Origin of the sequence: Microbacterium oxydans (assembly GCF_900095745.1) — a bacterium.
Taxonomy (GTDB): Bacteria; Actinomycetota; Actinomycetes; order Actinomycetales; family Microbacteriaceae; genus Microbacterium; species Microbacterium oxydans_B.
In genome coordinates this window covers 194039-210575 of the sequence record NZ_FMIR01000019.1, presented here as the reverse complement: position 1 = coordinate 210575, position 16537 = coordinate 194039, and the positions used below count along the sequence as shown (strand labels likewise).

15 protein-coding genes are annotated in these 16537 nt (G+C 69.5%); all 15 read left to right on the top strand.

The window, feature by feature from the left end; genetic code table 11:
* The first annotated feature begins 49 nt into the window (after window positions 1-49).
* Window positions 50-580, top strand: coding sequence for a bifunctional pyr operon transcriptional regulator/uracil phosphoribosyltransferase PyrR (gene pyrR, locus BQ2383_RS16545; protein ID WP_029263350.1), 531 nt, complete (start codon window positions 50-52; stop codon window positions 578-580).
* Window positions 577-1542, top strand: a complete 966-nt coding sequence (locus tag BQ2383_RS16540) for an aspartate carbamoyltransferase catalytic subunit (RefSeq protein ID WP_091036443.1) — start codon at window positions 577-579, stop codon at window positions 1540-1542. The genes pyrR and BQ2383_RS16540 overlap by 4 nt, the downstream gene beginning before the upstream one ends.
* Complete coding sequence (locus tag BQ2383_RS16535; protein ID WP_091036441.1) at window positions 1539-2843, top strand: dihydroorotase; 1305 nt, start codon at window positions 1539-1541, stop codon at window positions 2841-2843. Before BQ2383_RS16540 ends, BQ2383_RS16535 begins: the two co-directional genes overlap by 4 nt.
* On the top strand, window positions 2840-3352 hold the full coding sequence (locus tag BQ2383_RS16530) for a hypothetical protein (RefSeq protein ID WP_091036439.1): 513 nt from the start codon (window positions 2840-2842) through the stop codon (window positions 3350-3352). Before BQ2383_RS16535 ends, BQ2383_RS16530 begins: the two co-directional genes overlap by 4 nt.
* Window positions 3349-4527: a glutamine-hydrolyzing carbamoyl-phosphate synthase small subunit gene (gene carA, locus BQ2383_RS16525; RefSeq protein WP_091036437.1), complete on the top strand. Its 1179-nt coding sequence runs from the start codon at window positions 3349-3351 to the stop codon at window positions 4525-4527. Before BQ2383_RS16530 ends, carA begins: the two co-directional genes overlap by 4 nt.
* Entirely contained in the window at window positions 4527-7814 is a 3288-nt protein-coding gene (carB, locus tag BQ2383_RS16520) for a carbamoyl-phosphate synthase large subunit (RefSeq protein ID WP_091036433.1), read from the top strand. The genes carA and carB overlap by 1 nt, the downstream gene beginning before the upstream one ends.
* Complete coding sequence (gene pyrF / locus BQ2383_RS16515) at window positions 7811-8656, top strand: orotidine-5'-phosphate decarboxylase (protein WP_091036430.1); 846 nt, start codon at window positions 7811-7813, stop codon at window positions 8654-8656. Before carB ends, pyrF begins: the two co-directional genes overlap by 4 nt.
* Window positions 8649-9560: a guanylate kinase gene (gmk, locus tag BQ2383_RS16510; protein ID WP_091036426.1), complete on the top strand. Its 912-nt coding sequence runs from the start codon at window positions 8649-8651 to the stop codon at window positions 9558-9560. The genes pyrF and gmk overlap by 8 nt, the downstream gene beginning before the upstream one ends.
* Window positions 9561-9626: 66 nt before the next feature.
* Window positions 9627-9881, top strand: coding sequence for a DNA-directed RNA polymerase subunit omega (gene rpoZ, locus BQ2383_RS16505; protein ID WP_017204385.1), 255 nt, complete (start codon window positions 9627-9629; stop codon window positions 9879-9881).
* An 88-nt stretch (window positions 9882-9969) separates the two neighbouring features.
* Entirely contained in the window at window positions 9970-11163 is a 1194-nt protein-coding gene (gene metK / locus BQ2383_RS16500) for a methionine adenosyltransferase (protein WP_091036423.1), read from the top strand.
* Window positions 11164-11179: 16 nt separating this feature from the next.
* Window positions 11180-13138, top strand: coding sequence for a hypothetical protein (locus tag BQ2383_RS16495; protein ID WP_091036420.1), 1959 nt, complete (start codon window positions 11180-11182; stop codon window positions 13136-13138).
* Window positions 13139-13156: 18 nt separating this feature from the next.
* On the top strand, window positions 13157-14077 hold the full coding sequence (gene fmt, locus BQ2383_RS16490; protein ID WP_091036417.1) for a methionyl-tRNA formyltransferase: 921 nt from the start codon (window positions 13157-13159) through the stop codon (window positions 14075-14077).
* Entirely contained in the window at window positions 14074-15570 is a 1497-nt protein-coding gene (locus BQ2383_RS16485) for an RsmB/NOP family class I SAM-dependent RNA methyltransferase (protein WP_208617690.1), read from the top strand. Before fmt ends, BQ2383_RS16485 begins: the two co-directional genes overlap by 4 nt.
* A 4-nt stretch (window positions 15571-15574) precedes the next feature.
* Window positions 15575-16255 carry a ribulose-phosphate 3-epimerase gene (gene rpe, locus BQ2383_RS16480; RefSeq protein ID WP_091036414.1) on the top strand — a complete coding sequence of 227 codons (681 nt, stop codon included), beginning with the start codon at window positions 15575-15577 and terminating at the stop codon, window positions 16253-16255.
* Complete coding sequence (locus BQ2383_RS16475) at window positions 16252-16515, top strand: phosphoribosyl-ATP diphosphatase (RefSeq protein WP_017202142.1); 264 nt, start codon at window positions 16252-16254, stop codon at window positions 16513-16515. Before rpe ends, BQ2383_RS16475 begins: the two co-directional genes overlap by 4 nt.
* Window positions 16516-16537 lie beyond the last annotated feature (22 nt).

The following is a 16537-nucleotide window of genomic DNA, read 5'->3' as shown; positions in this document are numbered from 1 at the left end:
GACAAGCAACCTTTAACACCGTCCTGTGAGGCGGAGAAGGGAGCGGCCGATGAGCATGCGCACTGTGCTGCACGAAGCCGACATCTCACGAGCGCTGACCCGTATCGCGCACGAGATCCTCGAATCCAATCGAGGCGCCGAGAACCTCGTCCTGCTGGGCATCCCGACCCGCGGCGTCACTCTCGCTCACCGCCTCGGCCTGCTGATCAGCGAGATCGCGCAGCAGTCCGTCCCCGTCGGATCACTCGATGTCACGCTGTTCCGCGATGACCTCGCTAAGCACCCGACCCGTTCTCCGCAGCCGACCGAGATCCCGGTCGGCGGCATCGACGGCAAGACCGTCGTGCTCGTCGACGACGTGCTCTTCTCCGGCCGCAGCATCCGCGCCGCTCTCGACGCGATCCAGTCCATCGGACGCCCCGCGGTCGTGCGCCTCGCGATCCTCGTCGACCGCGGGCACCGTGAGCTTCCGATCCGGCCGGACTTCATCGGCAAGAACATCCCCTCCGCCCGCACCGAGCGGGTCAACGTACGCCTCCTCGAGAACGACGGGGCCGAAGAGGTGACGATCGGCGAATGAGACACCTCCTCGACACCCGCACTCTCGACAGGACCACGGCTCTGCGCATCCTCGATGTCGCCGAGGACATGTCCGACACGCAGTCCCGTGAGGTCAAGAAGCTTCCGACCCTGCGCGGCAAGACGGTCGTGAACCTCTTCTTCGAGGACTCGACGCGTACGCGCATCTCGTTCGAAGCCGCCGCCAAGCGACTCTCCGCCGACGTCATCAACTTCGCCGCGAAGGGCTCCAGCGTCTCGAAGGGCGAGAGCCTGAAGGACACCGCGCAGACGCTCGAGGCGATCGGCGCCGACGCGGTCGTGGTCCGTCACCCGGGCTCCGGTGCACCGCAGACCCTCGCGACCAGCGGGTGGATCTCGGCCGGGGTCGTGAACGCCGGCGACGGCACCCATGAGCATCCGACCCAGGCTCTGCTCGACGCCTTCACCATCCGCAAGCGTCGGTTCGGCGCCGACAGCCGCGGCCAGGACCTGAGCGGAATGCGCGTCGTGATCGTGGGCGACGTCCTGCACTCACGGGTCGCCCGCTCGAACGTCTGGCTGCTCACCACGCTCGGTGCCGAAGTCACGCTGGTGGCTCCGCCGACGCTGGTTCCCCAGAACGTCTCGCTCTGGCCGGTCCGCGTCGTGTACGACCTCGATCAGGCGCTGGCGGAGGAGCCGGACGCGGTGATGATGCTGCGCATCCAGCTGGAACGGATGAACGCCGCGTATTTCCCGACTGAGCGGGAGTATTCCCGACGCTGGGGCCTGGACGCGCGGCGTGTGGCGGCTCTTCCGGGCGGTAGCATTGTGATGCACCCCGGACCCATGAACCGGGGACTGGAGATCTCTTCGGAAGCAGCCGATTCCCCCCGTTCGACGGTGCTGGAACAGGTCACGAACGGGGTTTCTGTCCGTATGGCGGTGCTGTACCTGCTGCTGGCAGGAGAACGAGACGACGAACGAGGGGGAGACCTGTGAACGAGACCCTCGTCATCACCGGTGCGCAGCTTCTCGGTGCCGAGAGCGCCGACATCATCATCGAGGACGGCCGGATCGCCGAGATCGGCAGCGGACTGAGCCGGACCGGTGCACGCGTCGTGGACGCAGCGGGACTCGTCGCGCTCCCCGGTCTCGTCGACCTCCACACGCATCTGCGGGAGCCGGGCTACGAAGCCTCCGAGACCATCCTCACCGGCACGAGGGCTGCAGCCGCCGGCGGCTTCACGGCCGTCTTCGCCATGCCCAACACCTCGCCGGTCGCCGACACCGCCGGCGTGGTCGAGCAGGAGCTCGCCCTCGGCGAAGCCGCCGGCTACGCCACCGTGCAGCCCATCGGCGCGGTCACGGTCGGCCAGAAGGGCGAGCGTCTCGCCGAGCTGGGCGCCATGGCGACGTCCCGCGCGCAGGTCCGCGTCTTCAGCGACGACGGCTTCTGCGTGTTCGACCCGCTGATCATGCGCCGCGCGCTCGAGTATGTGAAGTCCTTCGGGGGCGTCATCGCGCAGCACGCGCAGGATCCCCGCCTCACCGAGGGTGCGCAGATGAACGAGGGCACGGTCTCGGCGGAGCTCGGCCTTGCCGGCTGGCCCGCCGTCGCCGAGGAGTCGATCATCGCCCGCGACGTGCTGCTCGCGGAGCACGTCGGCTCGCGCCTGCACGTGTGCCACCTCTCGACCGCAGGGTCGGTGGACATCATCCGCTGGGCCAAGAAACGCGGAATCGATGTCACGGCCGAGGTCACCCCTCATCACCTGCTGCTGACCGACGAGCTCGTGCGCGGATACGACGCGCGGTACAAGGTCAACCCGCCCCTGCGCCGGGAAGAGGATGTGCTCGCCGTGCGCGAGGGGCTCGCCGACGGCACCATCGACATCGTGGCCACCGATCACGCCCCGCACCCGAGCGAGCACAAGGCGTGCGAGTGGCAGGCCGCCGCGAACGGCATGGTGGGCCTCGAGAGCGCACTGCGCGTCGTGCACCAGTCGATGGTGCAGACCGGGCTGCTGGAGTGGTCCGATGTCGCACGGGTGATGAGCGCGACGCCGGCGCGTATCGGCAGCCTCGCCGGTCACGGCACTCCGCTCGAGGTCGGTCAGCCCGCCCAGATCACGCTCTACGACGCCTCCGTCGACGGCGTCTTCACCGAAGCCGATCTGCACGGCCGCAGTGTGAACTCGCCGTACCTCGGCAGGGCTCTTCCCGGACGGGTCGAGTATACGATCCACGGGGGCGTCCTCACCGTCGACGGCGGCAGCGTCGTCGAGGAGCTCGGCGCATGAGCGCTCGGGACCTCGCTGTCGCGATCACGATCGCGGTCGCGCTCCTTGTACTGCTCACCATGCTCTTCGCCTGGCGACGACGAATCCGCCGCGATTCCGTGTTCACGGCCCCGCTGGGGGTTCCGGAGCATGCGGAGGTCTCCCGCCGCGACGAGGTGCTGTACGTGTCGACCACACGGCACGAGCAGCCGCTCGAGCGTCTGGCGGTGTCGCCCCTCGCGTACCGGGCCCGCGGCGAACTCGCCCTCACGGATCGCGGCATCGCCCTCTGCCTCGACGGCGCGCCGACGGTGTTCCTCGCGAACGCCCGGCTCGTCGCCGTCGACCGCGCCACGGTCACGATCGACCGGGTCGTCGAGCCCGGCGGCCTCGTGCGCATCGCCTGGAACATCGACGACGACACGATCGTCGACAGCTACCTGCGGCTCGCCACCGGCGACCCGCGGAATCTCATCTCCGACCTGCAGCGGCTCGTCCCCGCCGCCCCCGACACTGGAGCAACGTCATGACACTCTCGACACCCCCGGGACAGGCCCCTGCGGCTCAGCTCCCCGATCCCGCCGTCCTCGTGCTGGAAGACGGCACCCGCCACACCGGACGCGCGTACGGTGCCCGCGGCCGCACCCTGGGTGAGGTCGTCTTCGCGACCGGCATGTCCGGATACCAGGAGACGATCACCGACCCCTCGTACGCGGGTCAGATCGTCCTGCAGACGGCACCTCACATCGGCAACACCGGCATGAACGACGAAGACGCGGAGTCCCGCCGCATCTGGGTCGCCGGCTACATCGTGCGCGACCCTTCGCGCGTCGTGTCGAACTGGCGCGCGAACGCCTCACTCGACGACGTGCTCGTCGAGGACGGCGTCGTGGGCATCAGCGGCATCGACACGCGTTCGATCACCCGCCACATCCGCTCGGCGGGCTCCATGCGCGGCGGGATCTTCTCCGGTGCTGATGCCGACCTCGACCCGGAAGAGCAGGTGCGTATCGTCCGCGAAGCGCCCGAGATGGCGGGGCGCAACCTCTCCGCCGAGGTCTCGGTCGACGTCGTGACCATCACCACGGCGATGGGGGACCGGATCGGCAACCTCGCCGTGCTCGACCTCGGCGTGAAGCAGGCGACGATCGACAACCTCGCCGCCCGCGGCTTCGAGGTGCACGTGCTCCCGCAGGACGTGACGATCGACGAGATCCGTGCGATCGACCCCGTCGCGGTCTTCTACTCGAACGGCCCCGGCGACCCTGCGGCCTCCGGCGACCACGTCGAGCTGCTCCGCTCGGTGCTCGATGACGGCCTCCCGTTCTTCGGCATCTGCTTCGGCAACCAGCTGCTCGGTCGCGCGCTCGGCCTCGGCACCTACAAGCTGCCCTTCGGCCACCGTGGCATCAACCAGCCGGTGCTCGACAAGCAGACCGGCAAGGTCGAGATCACGGCCCACAACCACGGCTTCGCGGTCGAGGCGCCCCTGGAGGGCTCGTTCGACAGCCCGAACGGCTACGGCAAGGTCGAGGTCAGCCATGTCGGCCTCAACGACAACGTCGTCGAGGGCCTCCGCGCCCTCGACATCCCGGCCTTCTCGGTGCAGTACCACCCCGAGGCGGCGGCCGGCCCGCACGACGCCAACTACCTCTTCGACAGGTTCCGCGACCTGGTCATCGCAAGCCAGAAGGACTCCAAGTAATGCCCAAGCGCGACGACATCAACTCCGTCCTCGTCATCGGCTCCGGCCCGATCGTCATCGGTCAGGCCTGCGAGTTCGACTACTCCGGCACCCAGGCGTGCCGCGTGCTCCGTGAAGAGGGCGTCCGGGTCATCCTGGTCAACTCCAACCCGGCGACCATCATGACCGACCCCGACTTCGCCGACGCGACCTACATCGAGCCGATCACGTGGCAGGTCATCGAGACGATCATCGCGAAGGAGCGCCCCGACGCGATCCTGCCGACCCTCGGCGGCCAGACCGCGCTGAACGCGGCGATCGAGCTGCACAACCACGGCATCCTGGAGAAGTACGACGTCGAGCTCATCGGCGCCAGCTTCGAGGCGATCAACAAGGGCGAGGATCGGCAGATCTTCAAGCAGCTGGTCCTCGACGCCGGTGCCGACGTGGCGGACTCCCGCATCGCCCACACGATGGACGAGGTCCTGGCGGCCGCCGACGAACTCGGCTACCCGCTCGTGGTCCGCCCGAGCTTCACGATGGGCGGCCTGGGTTCCGGCTTCGCTTACGACGAGAACGACCTGCGTCGCATCGCCGGTGCGGGCCTGCGCGACTCGCCCACCACCGAGGTACTCCTGGAGGAGTCGATCCTCGGCTGGAAGGAGTACGAGCTCGAGCTCATGCGCGACACGGCCGACAACACGGTCGTGGTCTGCTCGATCGAGAACGTCGACCCGGTCGGCGTGCACACGGGCGATTCGATCACGGTCGCACCCGCGCTGACGCTCACCGACCGCGAGTACCAGAAGATGCGCGACATCGGCATCGACATCATCCGTGCCGTCGGCGTCGACACCGGTGGCTGCAACATCCAGTTCGCGGTCGACCCGTCGAACGGCCGCATCATCGTCATCGAGATGAACCCGCGCGTCTCGCGCTCGAGCGCCCTCGCCTCGAAGGCGACCGGATTCCCGATCGCGAAGCTCGCTGCCAAGCTCGCACTCGGCTACCGCCTCGACGAGATCCCGAACGACATCACCGGCGTGACGCCGGCGAGCTTCGAGCCCACTCTCGACTACGTCGTGGTCAAGGTGCCGCGCTTCGCGTTCGAGAAGTTCCCGGCCGCCGACGCCACCCTCACCACGACCATGAAGTCGGTCGGCGAGGCGATGGCGATCGGCCGCAACTACGCGACCGCTCTGCAGAAGGCACTCCGCTCGCTGGAGAAGCGCGGATCGAGCTTCCACTGGGGCGCCGAGGAGCGCTCGGTCGAGGAGCTGCTCGAGATCTCGAAGATCCCGACCGACGGCCGGATCGTGACGTTGCAGCAGGCGCTGCGCAAGGGTGCGACCATCGAGCAGGCATTCGACGCGACGGCTATCGACCCGTGGTTCCTCGACCAGATCGTGCTGATCAACGAGGTCGCCGAGATCGTGCGCACGGCTCCCGAGCTCGACGCCGCGACCCTCCGGTATGCCAAGGAGCACGGCTTCTCCGACGCGCAGCTCGCCGAGATCCGCGGCACGAAAGAGGCGGAGGTGCGCGGCGTCCGCCACGGCCTCGGCATCCGCCCGGTCTACAAGACGGTCGACACCTGCGCCGGCGAATTCCCGGCTCTCACGCCCTACCACTACTCGAGCTACGACTTCGAGACCGAGGTGGCCCCATCCGACCGGACCAAGGTCGTCATCATCGGCTCCGGCCCGAACCGCATCGGGCAGGGTGTCGAGTTCGACTACTCGTGCGTGCACGCCTCGTTCGCGCTGTCGGACGCCGGCTTCGAGACCGTGATGGTCAACTGCAACCCGGAGACGGTGTCGACCGACTACGACACCTCCGACCGCCTGTACTTCGAACCGCTGACGCTCGAAGACGTACTGGAGGTGCTCGACGCCGAGGCGGCGAGCGGAACCATCCTCGGAGTCGTGTGCCAGCTCGGCGGCCAGACGCCGCTCGGGCTCGCAAAGGGCATCGAGGCCGCCGGATACACGGTGCTCGGCACCAGCCCCGAGGCGATCGACCTGGCCGAGGAGCGCGAGCTCTTCTCCCGTCTGCTCGATGAGGCCGGCCTCGTGGCGCCGCGCAACGGCACGGCGATCGACGTCGAGGGCGCCGTGCGCATCGCCGAGGAGATCGGCTACCCGGTGCTGGTGCGCCCGAGCTTCGTCCTCGGTGGCCGCGGCATGGAGATCGTCTACGACACCGCATCGCTGCGCGACTACTTCGTGCGCACCGCGGGCGAGGTCATCATCGAGGAGGGCAAGCCGCTCCTGGTCGACCGCTTCCTCGACGACGCGATCGAGCTCGATGTGGACGCGCTCTACGACGGCACCGATCTGTACATCGGCGGCGTCATGGAGCACCTCGAAGAGGCCGGTATCCACTCGGGCGACTCGAGCTGCACGCTGCCGCCGGTCTCGCTCGGCCGTACCGACGTCGACCGGGTGCGCGAGGCCACTCTGGCCATCGCGAAGGGCGTCGGCGTACGCGGACTGCTGAACGTGCAGTTCGCCATCAGCGCCGGCGTGCTCTACGTCATCGAGGCGAACCCCCGCGCCAGCCGCACCGTGCCCTTCGTCTCCAAGGCTCTCGGGATCCCGATGGCGAAGGCCGCGAGCCGCGTGATGACCGGTTCCACGATCGCCGAGCTGCGCGCCGAGGGCATGCTGCCCGAGCAGGACGGATCCCGCGTGCCCCTCGATGCCCCGGTGTCGGTCAAGGAAGCCGTGCTCCCGTTCAAGCGGTTCCGCACGGCCGACGGCAAGACCGTCGACTCCATCCTCGGCCCGGAGATGCGTTCGACGGGCGAGGTCATGGGTATCGATCGCGACTTCCCGACGGCCTTCGCGAAGAGCCAGGCGGCGGCGTACGGCGGCATGCCCACCGCGGGCACCGTGTTCATCTCGGTCGCCGACTCGGACAAGCGCGCCGTGATCCTCCCCGCGCACCGTCTGCAGCAGCTGGGCTTCACGATCGTCGCGACCGAGGGCACCGCCGAGATCCTCTCCCGCAACGGCATCGCCGTGACCGTCGTCGAGAAGTACAGTGCGACGCAGGAATCCGGCGCGAAGAACATCGTCGACCTCATCAACGAGGGAGCGATCGACATCGTCGTGAACACCCCGTCCGGCGGGGCGGCCCGTGCCGACGGGTATGAGATCCGCGCGGCGGCGGTCGCCGCAGACAAGGCTCTGTTCACGACCATGGCCGTGCTCGGCGCGGCCGTGAGTGGAATGGATGCCGCCCACGAGGGCTTCCAGGTCAAGAGCCTCCAGGAGTACGCGCTGGAGCGGAAGGCGGCACTGTGAGCGAACGCTTCGGCGAGCGGGTCCGAGCGGCGCTGCACGCACGCGGACCGCTCTGCGTCGGCATCGACCCCCACGCCGCGCTGCTCGCGGCGTGGGGGCTGAGCGACGACGCACAGGGCGTGCGTGAGTTCGGTCTGCGCACGGTCGAGGCCGCTTCCGGGCGGGTGGGCATCGTGAAACCGCAGGTCTCGTTCTTCGAGCGCTTCGGTTCGCAGGGCATCGCCGCACTCGAAGACGTTCTCGGGGCGGCACGCGCCGCCGGGCTCATCGTGATCGCCGACGCCAAGCGGGGGGACATCGGTTCCACGATGGACGACTACGCGCGTGCGTGGCTGGCTCCGGGTTCGCCCCTGGAAGCCGACGCGCTCACGGTCACCCCGTTCCTCGGCGTCGGAGCTCTCGACGGGGCGTTCGCCCTGGCTGCCGAAAACGCTAAGGGGCTGTTCGTGCTCGCCGCGACCAGCAACCCCGAGGCCGAAGGCCTGCAGCGCTCCACCGGCGCGACCGGCGCGACGGTGTCGGCCGCGGTCATCACCGAGGTCTCTGCGCGCAACGCCGCAGAGTCGGCGGCAGGGGAGTGGGGGAGTTTCGGCTTCGTCATCGGCGCGACCGTCGACTGGACCCTGGCCGGGATCGAACCCTTCGCCCCGGCAGCTCCCATCCTCGCTCCCGGCTTCGGCGCCCAGGGTGCCACGCCGGCCGACCTCCCTCACCGCTTCGGCCGCATGTCGGACTCTGTGATCGCGAGCGAGAGCCGCAGCATTCTCTCGGCAGGTCCCGCGGATCTGGCCGAGGCGATCACCGCTCGCGCCACCGAGTACCGCGAGGTGGCCGGTGTCTGACGCGCAGCGCACGGTTCCCGAAGTCGACAGGGCTGCCGCGGCGCGCCGTGCCGTCGAACGCCGTCGCGCGCGGGCTTCGGTCAAGCGCGACCTCACGATGCGGGTGGTGACTCCGCAGACCGTGCTGCACCGCGCCACGGAGGATGCGGACTCGGTCGAGGGGTCGATGCGCATCACCGACTTCCTCCTCGCCCTCCCCGCGATCGGTGCCGGCAAGCGCGACCGCGTGCTGGAGGAGCTGCAGATCTCTCCGGTCAAGCGCCTCGGCGGTCTCGGAGCTCGTCAGCGCCGGGTGCTGGAGGAATGGCTCGACACGCGCTTCCCCGTTCCGAGCGCGCGAGAGGCGCGGAGTCGACTGCTCGTGCTCGCCGGACCCACCGCGGTCGGCAAGGGCACCGTGGCCGCGCACATCCGAGAGCACAATCCGGAGATCCACCTCTCGGTGTCGGCGACCACACGGCCGCCGCGCCCCGGTGAGATCGACGGCGTCCACTACTACTTCGTGGACGACGCCGAGTTCGATCGGCTGATCGCCGACGGGGAACTCCTCGAGCACGCCGTGGTCCACAACAAGTCGCGCTACGGCACGCCACGGGGGCCCATCGACGAGGCTCTGGCTGCCGGCAAGACGGTTCTGCTCGAGATCGACCTGCAGGGCGCTCGTCAGGTGCGCGCCGCAGAACCGGCCGCGACGCTCATCTTCCTGCTGCCTCCGAGCTGGGACGAATTGGTGCATCGACTGGTCGGCCGCGGCACCGAGGATGCCGAGGAACGCGCCCGCCGACTGCGCACCGCCAAGGGTGAACTCGCCGCGCAGAACGAGTTCGATCACCTCATCGTGAACGAGGACGTCGCCACGGCGGCCCGCGAGGTCGTAGAATTGTCTTCAAGCTCTGCGCGCTGAGCGTCTTCGCGCGCCATTTCGCACCGACTTCGCGACGATCCCGTCGCCTGACCAGGAGGTCTCATCATGGCCGGACACAACAACGGCATCATCGATCCCCCCATCGACAACCTGCTCGACCGCGTCGACTCCAAGTACGAGCTCGTGATCTACGCCGCCAAGCGTGCGCGCCAGATCAACGACTACTACTCCGACCTGCACGAGGGCAACCTGTTCGACAACGTGGGTCCGCTGGTCGACTCCTCCGTCGAGGACAAGCCGCTCACCATCGCGCTGCACGAGATCAACGAGGACAAGCTCCGCCTGCGTCACGCAGAGTGATATTCGAGGCCGCGCCTCCCTTCTGTCGGAGGCGCGGTCCAGAATGGGTGCAACACCCTCCCTCTGTCCGTCCCGTTCTGGAGTTTCGATGAGCGCCCTGCGTCTGTTCACGTCCGAGTCCGTCACCGAGGGGCATCCGGACAAGATCTGCGATCAGATCTCGGACAGCATCCTCGACGGGCTCATCGCCAAGGACAGAGACTCCCGCGTCGCGGTGGAGACGCTCGTCACGACGGGCCTCGTGCACGTCGCCGGCGAGATCCGCACCGAGGCCTACGTCGACATCCCCACGATCGTCCGCCAGGTCGTGAACGGCATCGGCTACACCTCCAGCGAGACCGGCTTCGACGGTGACTCCTGCGGTGTCAGCGTGTCGGTGGGCGAGCAGTCGACCGACATCGCGCACGGCGTCGACAGCGCTCAGGAGCATCGCGACGGATCGTCGGTCGATCCGCTCGACGCCCTCGGCGCCGGCGACCAGGGCATCATGTTCGGCTTCGCGACGAACGAGACCCCGCAGCTCATGCCGATGGCCGCGTGGACCGCGCACCGGCTCGCCGAGCGGTTGACGGAAGTGCGCCGCTCCGGTGTGCTGCCGTTCCTCCGCCCCGACGGCAAGACCCAGGTGACCCTCGGCTACGACGGCTTCACCCCGAAGACGGTCGACGCCGTCGTGGTCTCGACGCAGCACCACCCCGACATCTCGCAGGAAGACCTGCAGGCGCAGGTTCGCGAGCATGTGATCGACCCCGTGCTGGCGACGACCGGTCTCGACCTCGACGATGTCACCCTCTACATCAACCCGGCCGGCCCCTTCGTGACCGGTGGTCCCAAGGGAGACGCCGGGCTCACCGGCCGCAAGATCATCATCGACACGTACGGCGGAGCCTCCCGCCACGGCGGGGGAGCCTTCAGCGGAAAGGACCCGTCGAAGGTCGACCGCTCCGGTGCCTACGCGACCCGATGGGTGGCGAAGAACGCGGTGGCGGCGGGGCTCGCAGACCGCCTCGAGGTGCAGATCGCCTATGCGATCGGCGTCGCACGTCCGGTCGGTCTCTACGTCGAGACCTTCGGCACCGGCAAGGTGTCCGACGAGGTCATCACGCAGGCGATCACCTCGGTGTTCGATCTGCGTCCGCAGGCGATCATCGAGCAGCTCGATCTGCTGCGTCCGATCTACGCCCAGACGGCCGCGTACGGCCACTTCGGGCGAGAACTCCCCGATTTCACGTGGGAGCGCACCGACCGCGTCGAAGAGCTGCGCCGCGCTGCCGGCCTCTGATGGGACCGCGGTCCTGATGCCTCCGGAGAGCCGGCGCATCGCGCGCGTGCTCCTCGATTCCCCGCTGCCTCAACTCGATCGGCTCTTCGACTACGCCCTCCCTGCGGAACTGGGCGACGTACCGCTCGGAGTCCGGGTCCGCGTGCCGCTGCGCACCGCCGGGCGTGTGATCGACGGCTACGTCGTCGAGATCGGCACAGAAGACGACGCCGACCGTCCGCTCTCCGAAGTGGAGAGCGTCGTGTCGGAGGTCCCGGTCCTGCCCGAACGTCTGCACACCCTCGCGCGCCGGGTGGCCGACCGGGCAGCCGGTTCGGCGTCCGACGTGCTGCGCCTGGTGATCCCCAAGCGTCAGGTGCGTGTCGAGAAGGCCTGGACCGCCGATGCGCCCGCCGAGATGCCGGACCCGGAGGCACTCGCGGTGGCCGAGGGCACCGTCGGACTCTATGACGGGCTCGGTGCCGTGCTCGACGCGGGCGGACGCGCCGCCGTGGAGGCGATTCCTCAACTCGTCGACGGCGTGCAGGCGTGGGCGCGACTGCTGGCATCTTCCGCAGCCCGGATGCTCGCGGCGGGGAAGTCGTCGATCATCGTCGTCCCCGACAGCCGTGATCTCGACAGGCTCCTCGCTGCGCTCGACGCTCTCGTGCCCGCCGGAGCGGTCGTGCGCCACGACTCCCGGCAGACGAACCCCGACCGCTACCGCGGATTCCTGCGCACGCTCGAGGACGCGCCGTGCATCGTGGTGGGCAACCGCTCGGCCGTGTACTCCCCGGTCGTTGCCGGGCTGGTCGCGATCTGGGACGACGGCGATCCTCTCCTGGGGGAGCCACTGGCCCCGTATGTGAACGCCCGCGACGCCGCGCTCCTTCGGCAGGAGCTCGAGGGCTCGGCGCTGCTCTTCGCCGGGCACACCCGCACCACCGACGTGGAGCGTCTCGTGGTTCTCGGCTGGCTGCAGGATGTGAGGGCGGCACGCCGTGTGCTTCCTCGCGTCGTGCTCAGCACACCGCAGGAGATGGAGCAGCCGACGGCCCAGCGGATGCCGTCCTCCGCTTTCCTCGCCGCGCGCACTGCTGCTGCGGAAGGGCCGGTGCTCGTGCAGGTCTCCCGACCCGGGTTCTCTCCCTCACTCGTCTGCGCCGAGTGCCGGGCACCGGCGCGGTGCCCCCACTGCGGCGGTCCGCTCGGCGCAAAGCACCGTGGCGCTGTGCCGGTGTGCGGATGGTGCGGTCGGGCATCCAGCGCCTGGGCGTGCCCTGCGTGCTCCTCCACCAAGCTGCGACTCGCCTCCTCGGGGAGCGAGCGCACCGCCGACGAGCTCGGTCGGGCGTTCCCTGGCGTGCGGGTGATCGTCGCAGACAGCGCGCACCCGGTCGAACGAGTGCCCGACAAGCCGGCGCTGGTGGTCGCCACCCGCGGCGCGGAGCCGATCGCCGAGAGCGGATACCGTGCCGTCGTGCTGCTCGACGGCCCCCGCATGCTCCAGGCTCCCGATCTTCGCGTCGCGGAGTCATGTCTTCGCTGGTGGTCGAACGCGGCCGCGCTGGCCGCACCCGGCGCGCCCATCCACCTGGTCGGGGTCAACGGGGCCGCCGCGAAGGCGTTCGCGACCTGGAACCAGGCGGGCCACGCCCGGTCGGAGCTGGAGAGCAGGGCGCCGCTGCATATGCCACCGACGACCAGGGTCGCCCTGGTCCAGGGCTCGGTTCCGGCGGTCGCGAGTGCTCTCGCTGCACTCACCGAACTCGCCCTGCCCGCAGACGCGGTACTCGGCCCCGTGCCCGTCGAGTCCGACGACGTCCCGCCTCGCGTACGCGCCCTCGTGAGGTTCGACTACGGCTCCGGTTCCCGCGTGGCGACCGCCCTGCGCGCCGCCGTCGTCGCCGAAGCGGTGAGCGGCCGCCGCAGGAAAGGGCGTGCGACCAAGAGCACGCTCTCCGTCCGCCTCGATATCCTCGAACCAGAGCTCTGACCCTTCCGGAGAACCTTCATGCGCATCGTCTTCGCCGGCACACCCGCTGCCGCCGTGCCCACCCTGCGACGTCTCGCGACCTCGCACGACATCGCCGCCGTCGTGACGCGGCCCGATGCCCCGCTCGGGAGACGGCGGGTGCTGACACCGTCTCCGGTCGCCCAGGCCGCCCTCGAGCTCGGGCTCCCCGTGATCAAGACCGCACGGCTCGACGACGCCGCGACGGCCGAGATCTCGGCGCTGCAGGTCGAGCTCGGTGTGATCGTCGCGTACGGCGGGCTGGTGCGCGAGCCGCTGCTCTCCACCCCGAAGGCCGGGTGGATCAACCTCCACTTCTCGCTGCTGCCGGCATGGCGAGGCGCCGCTCCGGTGCAGCGTGCGCTCATCGCGGGAGATCGTGCTCTCGGGGCAAGTGTGTTCCAGCTCGTCGCAGAGCTCGATGCGGGCGACGTGTTCGCGATGCGGGAGATCGATGTTCGCGAGACGGCGACCGCAGGCGAGGCGCTCGAGGCACTCGCGCTCGACGGCGCGGAACTCACGGCAGACGTGGTCTCCGCGATCGCGGACGGCACGGCGCGGGCACTTCCGCAGGAGGGCGAGCCGACCTTCGCCGCCAAGCTCACGCTGGCCGACGGACTGCTCGACTGGACCCAGCCCCTCGAGGCCGTCTTCGCCCGGTTCCGCGGCGTGACCCCCGAACCGGGAGCGCACACCACCGTCGCCGGTCAGCCCCTCAAGGTTCTCGAGGCGGTTCCGGCTCCGGATGCCGAATCGCTGCCTCCCGGGCGTCTCCGGGGTACCAAGGCGGCTCTGCACATCGGCACGGGCACCGGGGCACTCGCCGTCACGAGGGTGCAGCCTGCGGGCAAGGGAGCGATGAACGCGGTCGACTGGTGGCGCGGTCTGCGCGGGGGAGACGAGTTGGTGGCCGGATCATGAGCGACGAGCGACGGAACCGTCGAAGCACGCCGTCGAACGGCCGACCGCGGGGCGCCCAAGGCTCGGCAGAGGGGCATCGCGGCGGTCAGCGCGGTCCCGCTCGTACCGTGCAGCCCGCGAGACGGGTGGCCTACGACGTGCTGCGCGCGGTCTCCGAGACCGACGCCTACGCGAACCTCGTGCTCCCTTCGGCCATCGCCGAGGCGAGGCTCACGCCTCAGGACGCGGCGCTCGCGACCGAGCTGACCTACGGGACCCTGCGACGGCTCGGGACGTATGACGCGATCATCGCTTCGGCGGCCGATCGCGCGACCGACGGCATCGACCCGGCTGTTCTCGATGCGCTCCGGCTCGCGGTGCACCAGCTGCTCGCGACACGTGTCGCCTCGCACGCCGCGGTGAACGAGTCCGTGAACCTCGTCGCCATCGAATCCGGTCGGGGGGCGTCAAGTTTCGCGAATGCAGTTCTGCGCCGCATCACCCGGGATTCGGCGGAGACCTGGCAGGAGCGCATCGAAGAGCAGGCCCGCTCCGATGACGAGCGCCTGGCGCTGCGTTCTGCGCACCCGGTCTGGGTCATCCGTGCTCTGCGTCGTGCTCTCGCCGCAGAAGGACGTGACACCGAACTGGACGCCCTCCTCGAGGCCGACAACGCCTCACCCGACGTGACGCTCGTCGCTCTGCCCGGCCTCGCAGACCCCGGCGAGCCTCGTCTGCCCTACGCGCCGACGGCGTACGCATCTCCCGGTGGCGATCCGCGTCTGTCGGTCGAGGCCTCGGGAGGCACGGTTCGGGTGCAGGACGAGGGCTCCCAGCTCGTCGCGCTCGCGCTGGCCGGCGTCTCGCCGATCGCGGCGGGGGAGCGCTGGCTCGATCTCTGCGCCGGGCCCGGCGGGAAGACCGCGCTCCTGGCGGCCATCGCGCTCCAGGAAGACGTGATCCTCGAGGCCAACGAGGTCGTCCCCGTCCGCGCGCGCCTGGTGCGCAAGGCGCTCCGTGCCGTCCCCGGCGAGATCGTGGTGCACGAGCAGGACGGTCGCGAGCTCGCGGCCTCTCGTGCCGGCGAGTTCGACCGGATCCTCGTGGACGCGCCGTGCACGGGGCTGGGGGCGCTGCGTCGCCGGCCCGAGGCTCGATGGCGCAAGTCGCCCGCCGATGTCGCCGAGCTCGTTCCGCTCCAGGTGGAGCTGCTCTCCGCCGCGCTCGACGCGCTCGCCCCGGGCGGGATCGTCGCGTACGTCACATGCTCGCCCCACCTCGCCGAGACCACGGGCGTCGTGCAGGAGGTGCTGCGCGGGCGCACCGACATCGTCGAGCTCGATGCGCGCGCAGCGATCGCCGACGTCTCGCGGTCGCCGATCGACCTCGCGACCGAGGGGCGCTCCGGTTCCGGCAGCGCACAGCTCTGGCCGCATCGCCACGGCACCGACGCGATGTTCCTCGCGCTCCTGCAGCGCTCCGCAGCCGTCATCACCACAGGGAAGGAAGACTAGGACCGTGGACCTGCCTCGCGCACCGCGCATCAACCCCAGCATCCTCGCCGCCGACTTCGTGAACCTGCAGGCGGATCTCGCCCGCATCGCAACAGCGGACTTCGCGCATGTCGACGTGATGGACAACCACTTCGTGCCCAATCTGACGTTCGGGCCGCAGATGGTCGAGCGCATCCAGGCGACCAGCCCGATCCCGCTCGACGTGCACCTGATGATCACCGACCCGGAGCGCTGGGCTCCCGAATACGCCGAGATCGGCGCGGCGAGCGTCACGTTCCACCTCGAGGCCGCGGCCGATCCGGTGACTCTCGCCCGTCGGCTGCGCGACATCGGCTCCCGGGCCGGCGTCGCGGTGAAGCCGGGGACCCCGGTCGACTCGCTGTTCGACGTGCTCGACGAGTTCGATCAGATCCTCGTGATGACGGTCGAGCCCGGGTTCGGCGGACAGAGCTTCATGCCCGAGACGATGCCGAAGCTCCGATCCCTCGCCGACGAGGCGCGTCGGCGCGGATCCTCCGTCTGGCTCCAGGTCGACGGCGGCATCTCGGATAGCACGATCGAGTACGCCGCCGCTGCCGGCGCAGACACCTTCGTGGCAGGTTCGGCCGTGTACGGCGCCGACGACGTCGAAGCGGCCGTCACCCGGCTGAGAGACCTCGCCCGAGCCGGTAGCCTGGAATCGTGAAGACTTTCGACGAGCTGTTCGCCGAGCTCAGCGTCAAGGCCGAGACCCGTCCCGAAGGATCGGGCACGGTCGCCGAGCTCGACGGCGGCGTGCACACGATCGGCAAGAAGATCGTCGAAGAGGCCGCCGAGGTGTGGATGGCGTCGGAGTACGAGTCCGATGAGGCCGCCGCTGAGGAGATCTCGCAGCTCCTCTATCACGTCCAGGTGATGATGCTCGCGAAGGGTCTCAGCCTGCAGGACGTCTACCGACATCTGTGATGCGCTCCGTTCCTCTCCTCTC

What these genes read in the sequence shown, in the direction of transcription:
- pyrR (WP_029263350.1), top strand. Translation starts at nt 50, where the DNA reads ATGAGCATGCGCACTGTGCTGCACGAAGCCGACATCTCACGAGCGCTG.
- BQ2383_RS16540 (WP_091036443.1), top strand. Translation starts at nt 577, where the DNA reads ATGAGACACCTCCTCGACACCCGCACTCTCGACAGGACCACGGCTCTG.
- BQ2383_RS16530 (WP_091036439.1), top strand. Translation starts at nt 2,840, where the DNA reads ATGAGCGCTCGGGACCTCGCTGTCGCGATCACGATCGCGGTCGCGCTC.
- carA (WP_091036437.1), top strand. Translation starts at nt 3,349, where the DNA reads ATGACACTCTCGACACCCCCGGGACAGGCCCCTGCGGCTCAGCTCCCC.
- carB (WP_091036433.1), top strand. Translation starts at nt 4,527, where the DNA reads ATGCCCAAGCGCGACGACATCAACTCCGTCCTCGTCATCGGCTCCGGC.
- rpoZ (WP_017204385.1), top strand. Translation starts at nt 9,627, where the DNA reads ATGGCCGGACACAACAACGGCATCATCGATCCCCCCATCGACAACCTG.
- metK (WP_091036423.1), top strand. Translation starts at nt 9,970, where the DNA reads ATGAGCGCCCTGCGTCTGTTCACGTCCGAGTCCGTCACCGAGGGGCAT.
- BQ2383_RS16495 (WP_091036420.1), top strand. Translation starts at nt 11,180, where the DNA reads ATGCCTCCGGAGAGCCGGCGCATCGCGCGCGTGCTCCTCGATTCCCCG.
- fmt (WP_091036417.1), top strand. Translation starts at nt 13,157, where the DNA reads ATGCGCATCGTCTTCGCCGGCACACCCGCTGCCGCCGTGCCCACCCTG.
- BQ2383_RS16485 (WP_208617690.1), top strand. Translation starts at nt 14,074, where the DNA reads ATGAGCGACGAGCGACGGAACCGTCGAAGCACGCCGTCGAACGGCCGA.